Genomic DNA, 6,375 nt, shown 5'->3' with positions numbered 1-6,375 from the left:
GTTCATCTTTTAATTTTTTGTTTCGAATCACTAAAATCTTAAATATTTGAACTTTACACACTTTTTTGGACAGTATCGGGGGATATTATCTAGAACGACCGAATGCAGTACATGACTGTGCATAGTTGTTCGAAGCATGACTGAACGAAATACGAAGTATCCAATCGACTAAATGTCGATTGGGTGAAGGAACCGAGACCACTGGGCTCGGGTGGGTGAGCCACTGTGCTGCGACGAGACTACATTGATATTAATAAGTATTAAATTACATTTCTCAATAATATTAAAATTGCAGGAACCGAGGCCACCGTACCGAGACGAGCCTGCAACGTAATTCGATAGGTATTTAGGCCACTGTGCTCCGACTCGGTATTAATAATAAATCATGACAATCATCACACTGCGATAACACTGCCTTTAAATTGATAAGTTGGATAGGGTATTAATCCAAGACTACTGCTTAAAAATATCCTCCCGGTTTTTGTCCAAATCGATCATAATATATCTTAGAAAAATAACTCGGAGAATTAAATCCCGAAGCGTAGGCCACCTCCGCAACCGTACCCAAAGATTTGTGTTCCAACAAATGGCGTGCATTCAAAAGTTTGACTTCTCGAATGTATTGATTGGGAGAGAGACCGCTAAGGCTTTTTAAACGGCGATTCAATTGACGTTCACTTAGGTTTATCTGCTGTGAAACATACTGAACAGTGCACTCAATGTTCTTTTTCAAAGCATTTAAGATTATGTTTTGAATGTTTTGAAGCCAAGCCTCTTCTTCCATTTCCAAATCCTCGAAAACCATACCTTTCACACTGTTCTGAAAGTTTTGTCTACTTTCATTGTTGGTTATCATATTCTCTATACGAATGGTCAATTCCCGAGGAGAAAAGGGTTTGATCAAATAGTCGTCAATCCCCAATTGTAATACTTCGAGTTTACCCTCTTCTTCAGCTTTTGCCGAAAGAACAATAATGGGACAATTCTTCCAGTATTTATCTTCCTTCACTTTTTTAAGCAGAGTCATACCATCCATTACCGGCATCATCAAATCACAAATGATAGCGTCAATCTTTAGGGATTCACCAGGATTGTCCTTCATCAGATCCCAAGCATCCTTTCCATGTTTGGCGCAAATCAAGTTGTAATCCTCAGCCAATATGGTTTTTAGTAGTTGCTGTATTTCTGTATCATCCTCCACGATGAGGAGGAATTTCTTAATTCTAGTACTCCCATTAGATCGGATTATCTTCGGAAGACTCGGCTCAACTAACATAACCTGTTGAGACTTAGCTAGGGTATTTCTCTTTTGAACTGGAATACTGACCAGAAAAGTACTGCCCTTTCCTAGATTGCTTTGCACAGATATTGTCCCGTTGAGCAATTCTGTCAATTCTTTGGATATCGCCAATCCCATTCCCGACCCTTTGTGTCTTTGATCTCCTCCTTGATAATACCTATCGAAAATAAAAGGCAAGATTTCTGCTTCTATTCCCGGACCTTCATCTCCTACTTCAATGGTCAAAATCCCATTGACCATATTGTCCTCCGCCCCTCGAATTTCATCATTATAATCACTGACCCGAACCTTCACATATATGTTTCCTCCAGCTTGACTAAATTTAATGGCATTAATTAAAATATTGACTACAATAGTTTCCAACTTCTCCTTATCCGTATCGATGACCAATGATTCCTCAGTTTCAAAATGGGTTTCAATATTGATATTTTTTGATTTTGCCGCCGGAATAAATGATTCAATGACGATTTTCATAAATTGATGAAAATCAACTGAGGCATTCACCGCCTTGCTTATACCGACATCCAATTTTGACAATTCTAGATACCCATTGATCTGAGTTAGCAATCTTTTTGAATTTTGATAAATGCTTTGCAGTAAAACTCGAATGTTGTCCCCCTCTTTGGGAGGTTGAACGAGGGCTTTTTCCACAGGCGCGGTAATTAATGTCAGAGGGGTACGCAATTCATGAGAAATATTATTGAAAAAACGCGTTTTGAGTTGATCGAGTTCTTGTAATTCTTGGGCTTGTTTTTCGATGGTCTCTTTGTCCTTCCTGATTTGTTTGGTTCTCCGATGAACTTCACTTTCCAACATTCCTTTTTGCCGTCGTAAATTTCTAATCCACCACAAGGCTACAATGACCAATGTAGCAAAGATGACTAAGTAAAACCACCATTCCCGGTAAAAATATTCTGCGGCATAAATGGATAGTTGAATAGGAAGTGTGGATACATGGTGTTTCAAATTCTCTCCCCGTATTAATAAGGTAAAATCTCCAGCAGGTAAATGATTGAGATTGAGTTCTCTCTGGCTACCCAGCGATCTCCATTCATCGTCCAATCCCTTAAGTTGATAGTAGTATTGGTTCTTCGAAGGATCTATATAACTAGATATTGCAAATTTGAGGTTGAGGTACCTTCGTTGGGCTGGAAGTGATAATTTTTCAAGTTTAGTCAAACCTCTATATAGGGTGGTATCTTGTCCATTATTATAATAAGAAACCTCGGTGAGGTAAATATTTAGTTTTTGCTTATTCAATAGATTTTTTCGAATCACTTGTGGATGGAAAATATTTATCCCGTTGATACTTCCAAAGTAAAGTCGACCATTTTGATCTTTATAGGGATCAAAACGTTCAAAAACCTCATAACTCAATCCATCTTCAATATGTAATTCCCCCAATACCTCTCCCTCTGGAGACAATACATTGATTCCGTACTCAGTTCCTGCCCAAACATATCCATCATGGTCTGAGATAAGACTCATCACAGCATTATTTGATAAACCATCTTTATTTTGTATTTTATTAAAATGCCCAGTTTCTGAATCATAAATCCATATGCCTTGAAAGTAAGTACCCAACCAGATTTTCCCATCCTTCATTTCACAGATACTGGTAAATCTTACATGACTTTCTCCGTACACCGTAGTGAAAACATTATCATCCGGATTGTAATTCAACAAACCATTATTGGTTGGAATCCACAGGATTCCATTCTGGTCGAGAAGCAAATCTCTTAACCTACCGGGCAATTTCATATTCATGCCGCGTTGAAAAGGAAGGAATTTTTTTTGCTTTACATTATACATCTGCAAATCAAAATTACTTCCCAAAACAGCGACAGAATCATTTAAATATTCAAATAGATTAAACTTTCTTCCCAACGAAAAGGATGTACAGGTATTTGACCTCGGATTATAGGAAATGAATTCTGAATTGGAAAAAAACCAGAGATTTCCCTGCCCATCTTTGTGAATTTGTTGTTTCATCCCCGGATCAAATGCACTAGATGTAATTCCGCATTTAGGGCCTTGAAAAGGAATGTCAATCAAGGACTGAGTATTTAACTTTTTCCATCCACCTCCGATGGTATTGACGAGTAGGGTCGAATCATCTACCTCCACCATAGAACTAATATATTCACCGGTCAATGCATTTTGGATGCCTGCCATAGAATTTACCGTTATGTGTTTCAGTCCTTCTGTCCCGACAACAAACAAATCATCAAAAAAATTCTTACTCTCAATTTGATTAATGGTTTGCAGTCCATTAAACACAGGAGAATAATCGTATTTCCTACCGAGTGTATCTTCGAGAATGGCTCGGTAGTTTCTCCCTTCATCGCGAAACAGAAAACAGATATTATTGGCCTTGTCTTGAAAGAGTCCAGCAGGAGTCCATTCCACTGGGAATTGTTCTGACATGGACTGAAATTTATCATTAGATTTTTGGTAGACAAAAAACTGATTGCCATAATAATCCGGTAAATACAGATACAAGTTCTTCATCTTCGACGAAAGAAGAACGGGTTTTGTTTGAAGTTTGTTAATAACAAAATCTGGCTGAAGGTCCCGATTAAAATCATCCTCGGTATAGGTTTTTAATTTCCCCGTGGTGATATCGTACTTCAATAAAGGCAGAGCAGTACTCATAAACCAAATTTCATCATTATCTATGGTTAATGGAGTGCCCCACTTCATACCTTTTATTCCTTGGGGATAGGCTACTTTAATCATAGGAGAATACTCTTCTTCATTTTTTGAAATCAAGATGAGTGAATCACTTTCCATATCATGAGAAATAATATAGTATTTCGATGGTTGGTATTCTACAATATTTTTTATGGTTAATTTTTCAGTAGGCAAGCAGGGTATAGATTCCTCTTCCATTTCTAATTCATCAGTATCCAATTTAAAGATTCGATTAGATTTTTCGATTGCACCATATAATTCTCCATTTAAATTCAATCCTGCAATTTGATACCTTGAGAAAGTGGACAATTTTTGCTTAACACTAAGTGGAGAATATTGATACCCATCAAAATAAGTCAATCCCAGAGAATTGATGATGGTGAGGTTACCACAGGAACTCATCCATAGTCGGCCCAGATCATCTTGGACAACATTTTCAAAGCAATTATTGGCAAATAAATTATTCTGTCCCGAATAATCAGTAATATAGGAAGGGTGAATCTCTGGCAAATTAACTCCAACCTGACCGAAGCCGGTAACAGTTCTTACAAGGAGTAGAATCACCGTGAAATAATATGGGTAGAGGATTGACTTTTTGGGATAGCCAGCATACATAATTATGCTAAAATACAATAATATTTCAGTAGTTTTCGAAATAAACAATTTATGGAAGGAAATTTTATTTTCCCCGAGTCTTTATGTGTTAGGTATTCCTCGGCCAATCCTAGATCAAGTCTTGGGTTAACATACTAAAAACATCGTCCATAGAAATCATATTCAAATGGATAAATAAAACACAATAGCAATTCGAACTGAAGATGAAACCACTATTGTGTTTATATATTATTGTCCCATTGTCCTTCCCGCTAATTCGGGGAATGGAGTCCCAGCCTATTGCCTTCACTATCTAAAAACAATGCAAAAAATCCACTTTCGTCTGCGTGAGCTGTTTTGGGAAGGATAATTTTTCCTCCATTTTTTTCGACTTTGTCCAGAATGACTTGAAGATTATCTCCGGCGTTAAGATAGATGGTTACTCCATGCGCTGAGGGTAAGTAATCTTCACCCTTGATGATAACTCCTGTGACCATTTGGTCTTCGTAGGGGAAGATACCCATTTCCATTCCTGGCATTTCCATTTGTTCAATGTTAATATCCAATATGGCTTGATAAAAATTTACGGCTCGAGAAATCTCGGTAGCCGGAATTTCAAAAATTGAAAGATGACTTTTCATTTCCTTTGTATTTTGATTTATGTTAGAATTAATGTCGACAGCTTTGGCATTATTCCCATTGTTACAGGCAATTATGCTATATGAAATGATTAAGGCTACAAAAACTAGGATTGATTTCATTTTGTATTGTTCTTGGTGACAAGACAAAACTAAATGTCTAACGGCGACAAAAATTGTAAAAATGCGACAATTAAACTATTTGTAGAAAAGGCTAGAGAGCGCCATGTTTTCGTTCCCTAAAAAAGCTTTGGGATTAATTCCTGTAAACTCCTTAAAGTCTTTTATAAAATGGGCTTGGTCGAAGTATTCGTTTTCATATGCAATGTCGGTCAGGTTTTCCGCCTTATGGTTCAGCAACATTTTTAAAGCAGCTTGCAATCGGATTACTTTACTTAACTGCTTGGGACTCACGCCAATTTGTTTTACAAATTTCCTTTCCAACTGTCTGCGTTGGGATGTATTGTCTTTGAGAATATTGCTGATTGATGTACTTCCATTGGTCAACAAAAGGGTATCAACGGTGGTTTTTACGATAGTATCAATTGTGGTCTTATCATTCAAAGTATTAAAAAGAAAATTTTCTATAATTCCTATTCGTTCACTATTATCGTTTGCCTCAATTATTTTTTGCTCTAATTCTATAGCTACATTTTGATCGAAAAGCTCTGATATTGGAGTCTCTTTATTGGCTAAATTTTTTATCGGAACCGAAACCAAGTTTGCAAAACCATAGGGATGAAATCGAATGGCGAAGGTATTAACGTATCCCGTTGGTTCGATGTAAAAGGGCTCCATAGTTTGTCCGAGAACCATTGCTCGAGGTTGTATGATAAATTCATCTTGGGAAGTATATCGTTTGATGTCGTCTCCCAGAATAAATGCCATTTCAATACAACCGTCTGGTATAATCCGCTGTCTTTGCGCATCGGGTTGAGCAGGAACTTCCAAGGTCCAATAACAACTTACCAGTGATTGTAAATCTATATGTGGTTGAAAGGTTTGATAATTCATGAATGGATTGTTTACCAGATCTTGCATAAGGTATTGACTACTGGAATTCAAGACTTATACGAATTTATTTGATTTCATTGAAACACTATCATCGATTAAAATTACAGATTTTTATCTCGTTTTCTCCTAACCGAC

Annotated in this window: 3 protein-coding genes; all 3 read right to left on the bottom strand. The window is 37.1% G+C overall.

Annotation, left to right across the window (positions count from 1 at the left end):
* Positions 1-460: 460 nt before the first annotated feature.
* The 3 genes from LVD51_RS20120 to LVD51_RS06295 all read right to left on the bottom strand — a co-directional run bounded on the left by LVD51_RS20120 (position 461) and on the right by LVD51_RS06295 (position 6,240).
* Positions 461-4,558 (bottom strand): response regulator, encoded by a 4,098-nt coding sequence (locus tag LVD51_RS20120; protein ID WP_236970357.1) that lies wholly within the window; start codon positions 4,556-4,558, stop codon positions 461-463.
* A 302-nt stretch (positions 4,559-4,860) separates the two neighbouring features.
* A complete protein-coding gene (locus LVD51_RS06300; protein WP_236970356.1) occupies positions 4,861-5,229 on the bottom strand; it encodes a VOC family protein in 369 nt (122 codons plus the stop codon).
* 195 nt (positions 5,230-5,424) lie between these two features.
* Complete coding sequence (locus LVD51_RS06295) at positions 5,425-6,240, bottom strand: AraC family transcriptional regulator (RefSeq protein ID WP_236970355.1); 816 nt, start codon at positions 6,238-6,240, stop codon at positions 5,425-5,427.
* Positions 6,241-6,375: the final 135 nt, after the last annotated feature.

This window comes from Membranihabitans marinus, assembly GCF_021729155.1.
GTDB classification, from domain to species: Bacteria; Bacteroidota; Bacteroidia; order Chitinophagales; family Saprospiraceae; genus Membranihabitans; species Membranihabitans marinus.
The sequence above is the reverse complement of the archived record's forward strand: the minus strand, read 5'-3'. Positions and strand labels throughout refer to the sequence as shown.